Genomic DNA, 12970 nt, shown 5'->3' on the forward strand with positions numbered 1-12970 from the left:
AAAGAAAAATCCGTGTCTATCCGTTTAAATCCGCAAAATCCGTGTACAAAGAATCAGTTATTATTCTAACAATTCTTTAGAATCTTCCTCCTTATTATCATCTTCAATAAAATCAAGTTCCAAAGCCCTGACGGTCTGAACGGCATTTCCGGCAATACCGCGAATCGAACCGTACATTCCTAACGTATTATGGACCACTTTCTCGATTTGCTTTTCGCGTTGTTTCCAGATACGCTGCATGGCTCTTTTTTCGGAATCCAGGTCACTTTGCATTTGCGTAAAGCCTTCTACAATTCCCTCTACCTGCAGGCGGAATTCATTGCTGGTTAAAAAATCATACAACATCGACATTTTATCGCCTTTGTTTTCCTGTGCCTGAACCGCCTGACTCACCTGTATCAAAGACTGACGCAAAACGGCACTCAAACCTTTAAATTCTTCATACGTACAAATCCAGATGCCGTCGCGCATTCCCATTCGGTCCATTCCTGCCGGCATCACTTCGGTCACCAGCACACCAATATTGGCTCTTTTGGTTCTGATATCATTTTTGAATTTCTCAATCCAGGCAGGCTGAAAAGCTTTGGTACGCTTGCTTTCGTAATAGATAGAACCGCAATTTTGCAATTCGCGGGTATTTACAATCTGAAGGCAGTCTGCTCCGTTGGCGCCTTTTTTAACTTCGTCAATACTGTCCAAAGGAAAATTATTGGCCAGCCATTCCTCAATCGCTAATTCCATTACTTCTCCCTGCAACTGCATAGAACCTTGTTCCTGCTTGCGTTTCATTTCCTCAATCAGTTTCTTTTGATCGTCTGATTGTTTTTGGTATTCTTTTATTTTGAGTTCGTTTTTCTCTTCTTCCTGTTTTCTGATTTTATCTCTTTCCAAAACCAAAGTAGCATTAAGCTGTTTTTGCGCTTCGGCTTCGATGGCTTCTTTCATCTCCAGTTTTTCACGCTGTAATTTGGCAATTTCACCTTCCATCTTATTAAGCTCGCGAAGTTTTTCCGATTTCTCCGAAAGTTCTTTTTCCATGGCGAGTAAACGGTCTTTGTTTTCTTCGTCCAGTTTGGTTTTTAGCTTTTCGGTGATTTCTTTTTCAGCTACTTTTTTCTCACGCTCCAGACGTTCTGCAAAAAGTTCGTTTTCCTGTTTCTTTTTGGCTTCAAATTCCAATTTGGCTTTTTCGAATTGCTCATTTTTAAGCTCCAGTTCCCTCGATTGGGCATTGGCCTTTTGCTGGAATTCTTTGCGGATACTGTCTTCTAACTGATGTTTCAGTATGTCATTTACATCGATAGTGGTTCCGCAGTTTGGACACTGAATTGAAGATTGCTCCGCCATTTTTATTGAATTTATTTAGGTACTATAATAATCTGCTAAGGTATTTAAAAGTTCATTCTTTTCAAGTGATTTCAATGTGATAAATTGTAACTTTTTTGCCACGAATTTCACAAATTTCCACGAATCATTTTATGTTTTTCTTTTCTTACAGGATGCAATTTAGAATCTTTTTGCAAGTAGTTTTTACGGTTTTCCTTTTTTAAGATGTTTTTAAAAAGCTTTGAATGAATCGCGCAAAGGCGCAAAGTATGATGACTATCCATTATCCATCCTGTTTGTCATTTCGAGAAACGAGAAATCTCCCTAAGAAACCCGATAAAGATTGGACTCTCGTTGCGGAGCTACTTGTGGAGATTTCTCGTTCCTCGGAATGAAACTACAGACATAATCAAATAATAAACTTTGCGCCTTTGCGAGATTAAATTATAAAGCAGCATTAGCGTTCACTATTTTTCTTCAATAAAAATTCAACTGCCGAATTTGTGATTTCCGAATCGTCTTCTTTTGAGGTAATCAGGGACACATCGGTAAACAGATTAACTTTTTTCAATTCGATAAAACCGATTTCGGGATCCGGATTGTTTTTGGCAATATTAGACGGAACGATCGAAATTCCCAAACCGTTTTTAACCAGTTGCACAATCGAATTAATGTTGTTGGATTCATGAACTACTTTGGGTCTAAAACCATAAAAAGCACACAATTCCAGTAAAACTTCATGATAATGCGGTGCATAATCTTTGTTGAAAAACACAAAAGTTTCATCTTTCAGACCCGAAATCTCTTCCTCAGAATTAATTTGGAGGTTCCTTTTATTATAAACAACAGAGAATCCATCCCGAAACCACAATTGCGATTTTATTTTTGGCGATTTTACAGGAGAACGAATGATTCCTAAATCAATTTTTCGAAACTCTAAAGCTGCGATTTGTTTGGTCGTGGAAATTTCAAAAAGTTTGAAACTGACATAAGGAAATGTGGCTTTCAAATGTTGTATTAATTCCGAAATTACACCTGAATAAATCGAACTGATGTAAGCGATGCTGAATTCTCCTGAAACATTTTGTGCTATTTTCTGCGTTTTGATCGTGATCTGGTCCAGGTCCTGAAAAAGAGCTGTGACTTCTTTTTCGAAATATTTTCCTGCGTCGGTCAGTGTTACTTTTTTATTATTCCTATGGAATAAGCGGGCACCGATTTCCGTTTCCAGTTCAATGATCTGACGACTTAAAGGCGGTTGTGAGATACAAAGTTTCTCTGCGGCTTTTGTGAAATTTAATTCTTCGGCTACCGCCAGAAAGTATTTGAGATGACGTAATTCCATAAATACCTATTAAGTATTGATAATTGACAAAATAAGTATTTTTAAAGTATATATGAAAGGAATACTTTTACAAAAAAAATATAGGTTCTCGCAGATCTGGCAGATTGCGCAGATCTTAGCTCATGGAGTGCCTTTTTCTAACCTCAGATTAAAATGATTTTTTTATGTATTCTAAACAAAAACGAGAAATAATAAACTCTGCTCACCCGAGCGATAGCGAACAAGTGAAGCAATCTGCCAGATCTGCGAGAAAAAGCTAAAACTAAAAAATTATGAAAAAATCAACTATTGAAGAAATCAGGGAACGTTTTGACCATGATGTCGAACGATTTTCAAATTTAGAAACGGGTCAGGTGGCCACTATTGATGCTACGATTTCTTTGGAATTAATCACGGAAGCCTCAAAAAGAATTGCTCCGAATGCCAAAAATGTCCTGGATATTGGCTGTGGAGCCGGAAATTATACTTTAAAAATGTTATCTAAAGTACCGGATTTAAATTGCACGCTGGTCGATCTGAGCTTGCCGATGCTGGAAAGAGCTTTTGAAAGAGTGTCAAAAGAAACCAACGGAAGCGTAGAAGTAAAGCAGGGAGATATTCGCGAAGTAGATTTACCGGAAAACCATTTTGATATTATTCTGGCCGGAGCTGTTTTGCATCATTTGCGTGATGATCTCGATTGGGAAACTACTTTTGCTAAGATCTTTAAATTATTAAAACCCGGAGGCTGTTTTATGATTTCGGACCTGATTACCCAGGATACCGAGTTGCTAAACGATTATACCTGGCAGCGTTATGGCGACTATCTGGAAGGAATCGGCGGCGCAGCATACCGTCAAAAAGTATTGGATTATGTGGAAAAAGAAGACACGCCACGATCGATGAATTACCAGTTGGACCTGATGAAGAAAGTTGGTTTTACAAGCGTTGAAATTTTACACAAGAATATGTGTTTTGGTGCTTTTGGCGGGATTAAGTAATATTTAAAAAAAGTTTGCCACAGATTATAAGATTAAAAGGATTTTTGTTTGCCACGAATTACACGAATTTGCGCGAATTAAATTTTTAAACGGCGCGTAAAAAACTAGTGCAATTCGTGGCAAACAAATTCAACACACAGCATTAAAAAAAATCCTTTTAATCTTATAATCGGTGGCAAAAAAAATCTGATATCCCTATTCTAAATCAGGTGCCGCAAATTTGGTTCTTAAATCGAAAACCAATGGCGAAGCCCCGTTTTCTTGTAAATAATCTAACTTTTCTACAGCTTCGTCCAGTGTGGGAATATGCCCTTTTGGAATCCACCACATGGCTGTATGGGCTTTTCCGAATTTAAGGAACCATTCTTTTCTGCGTTTCAGGAATTCACTATGAAAAGTTTTGTACATATAATGTTCTAAGGTTTCAATGTTTTCCCAAACCGAAACATTTACAATAATCTGTTCGTCATTGTACGGGTTCAGATCTGTAGCGTTGTCATTATTGTCATCTTTCAGACGCCATACAAATCCCGGGCTGTTTTCGGCTAAAGTATTGACAAGATCTAAATTATCTGTAAACTCTTTCATGACCGGATCGTTAATATCAACTCCTTTCATTTTGGCAATATTAATTTCTGCCAGATGGTAATTGCTCATGTTTCATTCGTTAAAGATCAGGCAAGTTACTTTTTTTAAGGATAATTATTTTAACTTTTTATAAGATTTGTGTTGTTTTATACACCTGAATCGGAGTAGCTACCAGTGCCTCGCTTTGTGAAATAAAATCAAGTAAATACGATTGATTGTTGTGTATATCAAGTCCCGGCTGATCTTGCCATTCTTCCCAGAGAATAAAAACATTTTCGGACTTGTGAAGATCGTAACGCACGCAGGCGTCTTCTTTTCTGGTTTCGGTCACCAAATGATGCAACATGCCTTCTAGTTTTTCAGTATGTTCTGTTTTGCTGTTGAAAATTGCTGTAATTGAAATCATGATTATAAATTTTTAAAAGTTGCTTCTAAATGTCTTGTATAATCTTGTTTAAAGATACTAATATTTTCAGCTGTCGCGCCCTTTTCAACATCGTGAAAATGAAAGCTGTTCAGTTTTTCCATTCCTGTAAATTTGTTCATTTTGTGGAAACCAAACATAGCACCGTCATCAACAGAAGTTTCTTCGAAGAATTCCCCCGGTAAGGTAAAAGCTGTTTTCGGAGCGTTCCAGCTTGTGGTCAGCATATATTTACGGCCGTGTAAAAGTCCACCGGTTCCGTAATTGATGTCTGGATTTATGCGGCTTCTTCCGTCACTTTTGTAAATTCCGTTGTTGTGTCCCTGCGTAAAAACATCATCAATGTATTTTTTGAAAAGGTTCGGTAACTGAAACCACCAAACGGGTGTATGATAGATAATTACATCTGCCCAGACGAATTTTTCGACTTCTTCGTGAAGGTTGATTTCGTTGTTGATATTGGTCGTTTTTATTTCGTAATTGTTGTTTTGGGAAAGAAATTCAGTTGTCCAGTCCTGAACTGTCTGGTTGAATTTTCCGCCTGAATGAGCAAACTTTTGTCCGCCGTTGATAATAAATATTTTTGTCATGTCGTAATGTTCTTTTTGTATTTTAAATGTGTGAGGGATAGAGGCGGTATCCTTTTTTTGAGGAACGAAAGAAAAGATATAGCCGAAAGCCCGACCCGAAGGGACACACCCAAATTATTCTTATTTTAGTTTAGAAATGGCCTGATTGATGAATTCCAGTTCTGAAGCGGATAGGTCGAAATGCATTGCTTTGGCATTCGAAATTGCCTGTTGTGCATTTCTGGCTCCGGCCAGCACAATGGTAATGCCTTTTTGTAAAGTGGTCCAGCGTAAAACCAATTGTGCCAGACTAGCTTCTTTGGCATGTGCTAAGGAATTTAATTCTTCGACTAAAGTTTTTACTTTTTGAAGATCGAACTGACCGAAATACCCATTTCGGTGATCGTTGTCTTTTAGTTTGCTGTCGGTGAAATATTTTCCGGTCAGTAAACCTCTTTCCATGGGGCTGTAAGCGATGATTCCGATATTTTGGGAAACCGTAAGCGGAACCAGATCAGCTTCGATACTGCGATTCAGCATGCTGTAAGAAACCTGATTGGAGGCCAGTTGAATGGTTTTTTGTGCTTCTTCGAGTTGAGAAACGCTGTAATTACAAACTCCCGCAGCCCTGATTTTTCCTTGTCGGATCAGTAAATCCATCGTTTCCATGGTTTCGTGAATAGGAGTGGTGGCATCCGGCCAGTGAATTTGCAATAAATCGATATAATCGGTTTTAAGTCTTTTCAGGCTTTCTTCGACTTCTTTGATGATGTTTTCTCTGGACGCAAATTTGTATACCGGTATTTTTTTTCCGTTGTCATCGGCGTCAAAGAAAAATTCCCCTTTGCCGTTATTGCTTCCGTCCCATACCAAACCAAATTTGGTCAGTATTTGCACTTTTGAACGGTCCTGTGTTTTTAAAGCTTCACCAATCATTTCTTCACTTAAACCAAATCCGTAGAAAGGTGCAGTGTCTAAAGTGGTGACGCCATTGTCAATTGAAGCGTGAATGGAGTCGATTGAATCCTTTTTTTCGTTTCCGCCCCACATGTTTCCGCCAATTGCAAATGCGCCGTATGTAATGGCTGATAATTCGAGTTCGGTAGTACCTAATTTTCTATATTCCATGTTGTTATATTTTGTGCTTAAAAAATGGTAGGGCAAAATTATACCATTTTTAAAACCTTTAATTTGTACATATTTGTGTTTTTTAGGTATATTTGCAGCCGCAATCTAAATACCATCCAAATGAAAAAAGAAAATTTATACGAACCGTTTACGGTTTCATTTGAAACACTGGAGGAATATCCGGATGTTGGAGATCGTCATAACTTTTTTGAACTGGTCTATATTTTAGAAGGCACGGGATCACAATGCATCAACAAAAATATTTTTACTTACGATGCGGGGCATATGTTTTTACTGACGCCTGAGGATTGTCATAATTTTACTATTGAAACCCAAACGACCTTTTTCTTTTTGCGGTTTAATGATATTTATCTGAAGGATTCGAGTTTGCAAAATGAAAATATTCAACGTCTGGAATATATACTTCAAAATGCGAATCATCAGCCGGGTTGTATCTTAAAACTGGATTCTGATAAGTGCCTGGTAAAGGTGATGATCGAAGCGATTATGCGCGAACATCAGAATAAAGATGTGTATAATAAGGAACTGATTCAGCAATTGGTCAATACCCTTATTATTATTGTAGCCAGAAATATTGCGAAATACCTGCCGGAACAGGTCAATATCGGCTGTGAGGCAAAAGCAATGGATATCCTGCAATACATTCAGAATAATATTTATTATCCGGAACGAATCAAAGCGGAGTCGCTTAGTGAATATTTCGGAATTTCGAATACGTATTTAGGGCGTTATTTCAAGAAACACGCTAATGAAACCATGCAGCAATATATTAGTAATTATAAAACGAAGCTGATTGAGCACCGTTTACAATTCAGTGAAAAACGCATCAACGAAATTGCCTATGAATTTGGTTTTACGGATGAAAGCCATTTTAATAAATTCTTTAAGAAACAAAGAGGGAATAGTCCTTCGGAGTATAGGAAAACGATTCGGGTTAATGGATAAAATTGAAACACGGGGTTAAAATTCTCTCGCAGATTTAGCTGATTTGGCAGATTTTTTCTTTATAGATCTGCGTGATCTACTAAATCTGCGTGAAAAAATTATAGGATTTTCTTGATTATCCTTAAGGTATGTTTGTGTTTGTTGAGTTCAGGATTGTAAATCACTAAGATATCTAAAGACTTACTGTATGAAAAATGATACGCGGATGACGCAGGTTTAAACGGATTTTTTTGCCACAGATTAATGGTATTGGAGATGATTTTTTAAATCTGTGTTAATTCTTGTAATCTGTGTAATCCGTGGCTAAATAATTGATGCGTAAAATTAGAACACGTGACACGGGTTTAAAATTCTCTCGCAGATTTAGCAGATACATTTAAAGAAAAAATCTGCGTGATCTGCAAAATCTGCGGGAAAAAATTATATGATTTTCTTGATTATCCTTAAGGTTTTTTGAGTTCAGGATTGTAAATTACTGAGTGGTCTAAAGGCTTACTGTGTGAAAAATGATACGCGGATGACGCGGGTTTAAACGGATTTTTTTGCCACAGATTAATGGTATTGAAGATGATTTTTTAAATCTGTGTTAATCCGTGTAATCTGTGTAATCAGTGGCTAAATAATTAATGCGTAAAATTAGAATGCGTCTGACACTGGCTTAAAATTCTCTCGCAGATTTAGCAGATACATTTAAAGAAAAATCTGCGCTATCTGCTAAATCTGCGGGAAAAAATTATATGATTTTCTTGATTACCCTCAGGTTATGTGTGTGCTTATTCAATTCGGCATTGTAAATTCCTAAATGATCCAAACGATCAATGCGGACTTTTCCACTGGCGTGAATGATGTAGTTGTTGTCCATAATGATACCCACGTGAATGATTTTTCCTTCTTCATTATCAAAAAAGGCCAGATCACCGGCTTCACTTTCTTCAATAAAACTCAGAGGTTCTCCTTCAAGCGCCTGTTGTGAGGCGTCACGGTGAATTTTATAGCCATTTAGTTTGTAAACCATTTGCGTAAAACCCGAACAGTCGATTCCAAAAGGGGTTTTTCCACCCCATAGGTAAGGTGCATTCAGATACATAAATGCAGTATTGATTAAAGCACTTTTAGGTTTTACACCGCTGGTTTTGGTTCCTTCAAATTCAAAATTGGAAGTATTGATTTCGCTGTTATTCAAAAAAGACAAAGAAGCACCAAGCGGAATGGGCAGTAATAAATTTTCCGGTGCACTGATATAATCAATTAAATCAGCATTCAGGATAATGGCTTCATTGCTTAACTGCTTGTAATTTGCTTCGGAGATTACCTGATATTGTTTAGAATCTACCCAGCCTTCATAGTCATCGAACTGCATTTTTATTCGCGCCCATTGGTTTTGACGTTCTACTATTTCGATGTGCTCTCCAAACAAAAGTTGTGTAACTATTTCGCTTCGGTCACTTGGTTCAGCTCGAACAGGTACTATGGCAAGGTTGCAAATTCCGAACATTTAGGGTAGTTTATAAGATGAAATCAGGAGTTATTTCTATTTGAAACAACTCCTGAAATAATATAGTTTTAAGCTCTTTCGATAACAATTGCCGAAGCACCGCCACCACCGTTGCAAATGGCTGCAGCACCGGTTTTAGCATTGTTTTGTTCTAAGACATTTAATAAAGTTACGATAATTCTCGCTCCCGAACATCCCAGCGGATGGCCTAATGAAACGGCACCACCATTTACGTTTACTTTGTCGTTATCAAGACCAAGAATTTTTGAATTGGCTAATCCAACAACAGCAAAAGCTTCGTTGAATTCGAAATAATCCACATCGCCAATAGCGATTCCTGCTTTGTCTAATGCTTTTGGTAATGCTTTTGCCGGGCTTGTGGTAAACCATTTTGGTTCCTGTGCAGCATCGGCGTATCCTTTTATGTAAGCCAGAGGTTTTAATCCAAGGGCGATTGCTTTTTCTTCAGACATTAAAACCAATGCAGCAGCTCCGTCATTGATTGTGGAGGCATTTGCAGCAGTAACCGTTCCGTCTTTTGTAAAAACAGCAGCTAAAGAAGGTATCTTGTCCAGTTTTACATTGGTGTATTCTTCGTCTTTAGAAACTATAACAGGTTCTCCGCGTCTTTGCGGAACTTCGACTGGTACAATTTCATTATCAAATTTTCCGGCATCCCATGCTTTGGCACTTCTTTCATACGACTGAATAGCAAAATTATCCTGTTCTTCACGAGTAATTTTATACTCTGATGCACATAAGTCAGCGCAAACTCCCATTGCGTTGTTATCGTAAGCATCTGTCAAACCATCTTTTTGCATTCCGTCCAGCATTGTAGCAGGACCAAATTTGTTTCCGTTACGCATTTGCACGTAGTGCGGGATCAGGCTCATGTTTTCCATTCCTCCGGCCACTACAATTTCAGCATCTCCACAGGCAATAGCCTGAGCGGCGAACATTACGGCTTTCATTCCGGAAGCACAAACTTTGTTTACGGTTGTAGCGGCAACTTCTTCAGACAAACCGGCAAAAAGCGCCGCCTGACGTGCAGGTGCTTGTCCAACTCCGGCCTGAACTACGTTCCCCATGAAAACTTCATCAACTAATTTTGGGTCCAGGTTAATTTTTTGAAGGGCTCCTTTTATAGCGGCAGCGCCTAATTTTGGTGCGGGTACGGTAGATAAACCTCCCATGAAACTTCCGATAGGTGTTCTAACGGCAGAAACGATAACAACTCTTTTGTTCATTTTCTGTTAATATTAGTTAATCAAGCAAATTTACTGTTTATTTGAATAAATTCAAATTTTGAGTCAATTTGTATTAAATAGGCTGGATTTTAAATTTAATATCAATTTTTTGTTAATTCTATTCGTTTGATTGTGAAGTGGTTTAAAAAAAAGATTGAAAAAAGATTAAAAAAAGCGCAGAAATAGTTGTGAGATATGGAATGTTGTCTTACATTTGCAACCGCAAAACAGGACACGTTCCTTGAGCTTGGAGAGGTGCCAGAGCGGTAATGGAGCAGATTGCTAATCTGTCGACGGGTAACCGTCGCCAGGGTTCGAGTCCCTGTCTCTCCGCATAATAATTTGCTTTTCGGGGTGTAGCGTAGCCCGGTTATCGCGCCTGCTTTGGGAGCAGGAGGCCGCAGGTTCGAATCCTGCCACCCCGACTAAATTTTTCCATAAGTTTTAAAACAAATGGACGCATAGCTCAGCTGGATAGAGCACCTGCCTTCTAAGCAGGCGGTCGAAGGTTCGAATCCTTCTGCGTTCACAAAAAGCCACTCAATAGAGTGGCTTTTTTGTTTTGTATACACTCTACAGTCAATTCAGAAAAATGTAATTAATAGTAATATTTATAATTGCACATCTGCATATTGATTTTAGAATTGTATTTTTATACTAAAATTTTCTAAAATCATTATCAATGGAATCTCTAATAGTAAAATATAAAAGTCTAGGAATTAGCGATGTATTGCATTATGAGAAATTCAATTTAATTTCAATAAGTCATCATTCGACGAAAATTGAAGGATCTACATTGACGGAACTGGAAACTCAAATTCTATTGGATGACGGTTTGACTCCCAAAGGTAAACCAGTAAACGATACGCTAATGGTTACGGATCATTTTAAAGCATTGTATTTTGTTATAGAGAAAGCCAGAAATAAAACACCTGTTACTGTTGATTTAATAAAAGAAATTAATTCGTATGTAATGAAAAGCACTGGTGGTGTCTACAGTACTATTCTTGGAGAGATTGATGCAAGTAAGGGAATGTTTAGAAAAGGAAATGTCACGGCTGGCAGTTCTTATTTTCCAAATTATGATAAGGTAGAAAGATTAACTAATGAGCTTGTGGTTTTTATCAACAAGCAAATTAATACTGATTTATCTGTAGATGAAAAATTAAATTTATCTTTTGATGCACATTTTAATCTTGTAAGTATTCATCCTTTTTATGATGGAAATGGAAGGACTTCCCGTTTACTTATGAATTATATTCAGACTTTTTACGATCTTCCCTTAGCAATTGTTAATAGCGAGGATAAGCAGGAATATATTCAGGCTTTGATTGATACCAGAGAAAAGGAAGATATTGAAATTTTTAGAAATTTCATGAGAAATCAATATGAGCAATATCTTTTAAATGAAATAAAAAAGTTCGAGGATAGTTTTTCGTAAAACTCACTTACAAATCCTTCCTAAATAAGAAGGTCCAAGGTTCGAATCCTTCTGCGTTCACAATCGAGTGGCTTTTTTGTTTTGTGTTGGATTTTTTTAGTAGTATGTGTCGTTTAATTATGCCTAGTGATTTCCTTCTTCCGAAAAACCGTTTAAACCAAGGGTCTTTCTATCCTGAAGTAAGCCAGCTCTTCTTCATTTCTTATTAGATTATTCAACCGCTCAAATCCGGATTTTTGTAAAACATTTTGTGAGCCAGTGTTGTTTAGGTCTGTTATAGCTACCACTTCTTTGGTATCTGTATTGGTAAAACTATATTCAGTCATAGCCATGCATACTTCAGTAGCAATGCCTTTTCCCCAGTAAGGTCGGCTAAGTACGTATCCGATTTCTATCTGGCTGGTGTTATGTACAAAAATGCGGGCAACACAGATTCCTATGAAATTATTATTGACAGTATCGAATATCGCCCATCGGCTAAGATTTTTGTTTTTATAATTTTCAATGAGTTCCTGAAACATCTCCACATATCTTTCCGGTGAAGTTATAGGGAGGTATTGTGTAACCTGATTGTCTTTAAAGAGATCTAAAAATGTTTGTTGCTCCTGAGGTAAAAATTCGCGAATAATTATTGTTGGGCTTTGGTAAAGAGTGGACATTCGTTATAGTTGATTAAAGTAAATTAGGTACGAGTTTTTAAAGTTAACTAAAATTAAGTACGGGTTTTAAGGATTCGACAAAATCATTGAATAGATTTTGATTTAGTACTAATCTTTATCTTCTCGGAGCTTACTACTGATGAACTTTTTTAGGAAAATTGCAAGATCTGTCAATAGCCCTATGCTCATCAGTAAAGAAAGAAAAAACTGTTTGTGCACTGCAATGCTTTATGATCCCAAAGGGACTAGTAAAACGAGTTAAAATATAATTAATATTCCGTAAGATGCTCCCGGTTAAATTTTCTTGAAGGTTGTTTCAAAATAGAATTGAAAGAATTTTGAAACAAAAACCGTTTAAAAAAAAATAAATAAAAATTTGAAACGGTTTTTGTTTCAAATAATAAAATAAATTAATTTGAAACGGAACTAGATAAATTTAAAAGCAGTAGTGATGGAAAAAGAGGAAAATATAGAAGCCCTATTAGGAATACCACAGGAAGAAATGGCTCTGTTGCTGCAGGTGAATCTTGTTCATTGGGAGCTATTTTTGACAGGAAGGAGCAGTCTGCCTACAGTAGCCCTTCTAAAATTGACCGAAATGCTCACTGTTTTAAAAGAATCTGAGATCGAAGAACCGGATGCAGCTGTTGTAAAGGAGGAGCAGGTACGAATAAACAAATAAAGAGACTCGAAAGTCTCTTTATGTATTAAATATATTTTTTATAAAGGTAGTATCTCACTAACTGTGTAAGTTAAAAAATGATGGGGTTATAAAACCAGCATCATTTTTTTTTAACTTTAA

At 37.1% G+C, this 12970-nt stretch carries 13 protein-coding genes and 3 tRNA genes; 7 read left to right on the plus strand and 9 right to left on the minus strand.

What is annotated here, in order from left to right; all coding sequences use genetic code 11:
* Positions 1-60 precede the first annotated feature (60 nt).
* Together GJU43_RS21660 and GJU43_RS21665 are read right to left on the minus strand one after the other, a co-directional pair.
* Entirely contained in the window at positions 61-1347 is a 1287-nt protein-coding gene (locus tag GJU43_RS21660) for a DUF2130 domain-containing protein (RefSeq protein WP_154343897.1), read from the minus strand.
* A gap of 436 nt (positions 1348-1783) precedes the next feature.
* The gene (locus GJU43_RS21665) at positions 1784-2671 is read right to left on the minus strand and encodes a LysR family transcriptional regulator (RefSeq protein ID WP_154343899.1); all 888 of its coding nucleotides are present in this window, start codon (positions 2669-2671) and stop codon (positions 1784-1786) included.
* Between the two features lie 272 nt (positions 2672-2943).
* Between GJU43_RS21665 and GJU43_RS21670 the strand changes: the two genes are divergently transcribed.
* Positions 2944-3651: a trans-aconitate 2-methyltransferase gene (locus GJU43_RS21670; RefSeq protein WP_154343901.1), complete on the plus strand. Its 708-nt coding sequence runs from the start codon at positions 2944-2946 to the stop codon at positions 3649-3651.
* Between the two features lie 195 nt (positions 3652-3846).
* On the opposite strand, the gene GJU43_RS21675 is transcribed toward GJU43_RS21670, so the two are convergent.
* The 4 genes from GJU43_RS21675 to GJU43_RS21690 all read right to left on the minus strand — a co-directional run bounded on the left by GJU43_RS21675 (position 3847) and on the right by GJU43_RS21690 (position 6360).
* Complete coding sequence (locus tag GJU43_RS21675; RefSeq protein WP_154343903.1) at positions 3847-4308, minus strand: DUF3291 domain-containing protein; 462 nt, start codon at positions 4306-4308, stop codon at positions 3847-3849.
* A gap of 58 nt (positions 4309-4366) precedes the next feature.
* Positions 4367-4645 carry a putative quinol monooxygenase gene (locus tag GJU43_RS21680; RefSeq protein ID WP_154343905.1) on the minus strand — a complete coding sequence of 93 codons (279 nt, stop codon included), beginning with the start codon at positions 4643-4645 and terminating at the stop codon, positions 4367-4369.
* A gap of 2 nt (positions 4646-4647) precedes the next feature.
* Complete coding sequence (locus GJU43_RS21685; RefSeq protein WP_154343907.1) at positions 4648-5253, minus strand: NAD(P)H-dependent oxidoreductase; 606 nt, start codon at positions 5251-5253, stop codon at positions 4648-4650.
* A gap of 120 nt (positions 5254-5373) precedes the next feature.
* The gene (locus GJU43_RS21690; RefSeq protein WP_154343909.1) at positions 5374-6360 is read right to left on the minus strand and encodes an aldo/keto reductase; all 987 of its coding nucleotides are present in this window, start codon (positions 6358-6360) and stop codon (positions 5374-5376) included.
* A gap of 120 nt (positions 6361-6480) precedes the next feature.
* On the opposite strand from GJU43_RS21690, the gene GJU43_RS21695 reads away from it, so the two are divergent.
* The gene (locus GJU43_RS21695) at positions 6481-7326 is read left to right on the plus strand and encodes an AraC family transcriptional regulator (RefSeq protein WP_154343911.1); all 846 of its coding nucleotides are present in this window, start codon (positions 6481-6483) and stop codon (positions 7324-7326) included.
* Positions 7327-8059: 733 nt separating this feature from the next.
* Here GJU43_RS21695 and GJU43_RS21700 read toward each other — a convergent pair.
* Together GJU43_RS21700 and GJU43_RS21705 are read right to left on the minus strand one after the other, a co-directional pair.
* Positions 8060-8821, minus strand: coding sequence for a C40 family peptidase (locus GJU43_RS21700; protein ID WP_154343913.1), 762 nt, complete (start codon positions 8819-8821; stop codon positions 8060-8062).
* 68 nt (positions 8822-8889) lie between these two features.
* A complete protein-coding gene (locus tag GJU43_RS21705; RefSeq protein WP_127338698.1) occupies positions 8890-10068 on the minus strand; it encodes an acetyl-CoA C-acyltransferase in 1179 nt (392 codons plus the stop codon).
* Between the two features lie 249 nt (positions 10069-10317).
* On the opposite strand from GJU43_RS21705, the gene GJU43_RS21710 reads away from it, so the two are divergent.
* The 4 genes from GJU43_RS21710 (at position 10318) to GJU43_RS21725 (ending at position 11509) form a co-directional block, all read left to right on the plus strand.
* Positions 10318-10401: transfer RNA gene (locus GJU43_RS21710), tRNA-Ser, on the plus strand.
* Between the two features lie 17 nt (positions 10402-10418).
* A tRNA-Pro gene (locus GJU43_RS21715) sits at positions 10419-10493 on the plus strand.
* Between the two features lie 30 nt (positions 10494-10523).
* Positions 10524-10597: transfer RNA gene (locus tag GJU43_RS21720), tRNA-Arg, on the plus strand.
* 153 nt (positions 10598-10750) lie between these two features.
* Entirely contained in the window at positions 10751-11509 is a 759-nt protein-coding gene (locus GJU43_RS21725) for a Fic family protein (protein ID WP_154343915.1), read from the plus strand.
* 152 nt (positions 11510-11661) lie between these two features.
* Here the strand turns inward: GJU43_RS21725 and GJU43_RS21730 are convergent, their stop codons facing one another.
* The gene (locus GJU43_RS21730; protein ID WP_154343917.1) at positions 11662-12168 is read right to left on the minus strand and encodes a GNAT family N-acetyltransferase; all 507 of its coding nucleotides are present in this window, start codon (positions 12166-12168) and stop codon (positions 11662-11664) included.
* A gap of 451 nt (positions 12169-12619) precedes the next feature.
* Between GJU43_RS21730 and GJU43_RS21735 the strand changes: the two genes are divergently transcribed.
* Positions 12620-12850 carry a hypothetical protein gene (locus GJU43_RS21735; RefSeq protein ID WP_154343919.1) on the plus strand — a complete coding sequence of 77 codons (231 nt, stop codon included), beginning with the start codon at positions 12620-12622 and terminating at the stop codon, positions 12848-12850.
* Positions 12851-12970 lie beyond the last annotated feature (120 nt).

This window comes from Flavobacterium sp. LC2016-23 (genome assembly GCF_009674775.1).
Lineage (GTDB): Bacteria > Bacteroidota > Bacteroidia > Flavobacteriales > Flavobacteriaceae > Flavobacterium.